Source organism: Ewingella sp. AOP9-I1-14, from assembly GCF_052375995.1.
In the GTDB taxonomy this organism is placed as follows: domain Bacteria; phylum Pseudomonadota; class Gammaproteobacteria; order Enterobacterales; family Enterobacteriaceae; genus Ewingella; species Ewingella allii.
Map to the genome: position 1 here is coordinate 1 of NZ_JBQSVA010000036.1, position 1,259 is coordinate 1,259.

The 1,259-nt window shown below is 47.8% G+C and carries 1 protein-coding gene; it reads right to left on the reverse strand.

Annotation, left to right across the window (positions count from 1 at the left end):
• Positions 1 to 8: 8 nt before the first annotated feature.
• Positions 9 to 1,186 (reverse strand): IS3 family transposase gene (locus ACT3RT_RS23050; protein ID WP_232769664.1). Its coding sequence is split into 2 segments (ribosomal slippage): positions 9 to 928 and positions 928 to 1,186, totalling 1,179 coding nucleotides; the frame shifts between segments, so codons are not numbered across the junction.
• Positions 1,187 to 1,259: the final 73 nt, after the last annotated feature.

Genomic DNA, 1,259 nt, shown 5'->3' on the forward strand with positions numbered 1-1,259 from the left:
TGAAGTGGTCAACAAAAACTGGCCACAGTTTTAGAGTTTTTCCAGAACAATCGCTCTGACTCATTGGGTGTTAAGCCACCGTTATATTGGTGGGGTCTGAGTTGGCTGTAATAACTAATGATGTAATTTGTTATTGATCTATTTGCTTCGCTAAAATTAGCGTATCCACAGTTCGGTACCCATTCTGATTTCAGGCTGCGAAAAAATCGTTCCATTGGGCTGTTGTCCCAGCAGTTTCCACGGCGACTCATGCTTTGCTTTATACGATAACGCCACAGTAACCGTCTGAATTCCCTGCTGGTATAGTGACTTCCCTGGTCAGAATGATACATAACGTCAGCCGGTTTCCCCCTGGCTTCCCAGGCCATCGTTAATGCTTTTCCTGTCAGACCTGAGTCCGGAGAAAACGACATCGCCCAGCCTATTGGCTTGCGGGAAAATAAATCCAGAACAACCGCCAGATAAGCCCAGCGTTTGCCCGTCCAGATGTAGGTCACGTCGCCGCACCAGGTCTGATTAGGTTCCGTTACTGCAAACTGGCGATCCAGATGATTAGGGATATCCACATGCTCTTTTGTGGCTTTTTTGTAGCGATGATCCGGTTGCTGGCAACTAACAATATTCAGCTCTTTCATTATCTTACTGGCCCGCCAGCGACTCAACGGAACACCTTTTGCGCTGACCATATCGGCAATGCTCCGGGCCCCCGCAGAGCCATTACTGGCATGATAAACTTCACGAACCAGGCTTAGTATAATGATGTGTTTTGCATCAGGTTTCTGCGGTCGGCTTAGCCAGTACCGATAGCTACTGCGATGGATCCCGAACACATTGCATATAAAGGCAACAGGAAACCGCGTCCTGAGTTTCTCAACTAACGAGAATTGTTCAGGGAGTCTGACATCAAGAGCGCGGTAGCCTTTTTTAATATATCGTTTTCCATTTCAACACGTTGCAGTCGTTTTTCTAATTCACGAATGCGAAGTTGCTCAGGCGTCATCGGAGAGGCCTTTGGGGATTTCCCTGCGCGTTCTTCTTTAAGCTGGCGAACCCATTTATCCATCGTGGATTTACCGACATTCATTGCCGTTGCAGCGGCGGCAACGGTGTAGTGCTGATCGAGTACAAGCTGGGCAGCTTCGAGGCGAAACTCGGGGCTAAAATTACGTCTGTTACGTCCGGTCATAATGTCACCTGTTTTGACTATGAGGCGATGATATCACCTCTATTCAGGTGGCCAGATTTAGTATTCCACTTCA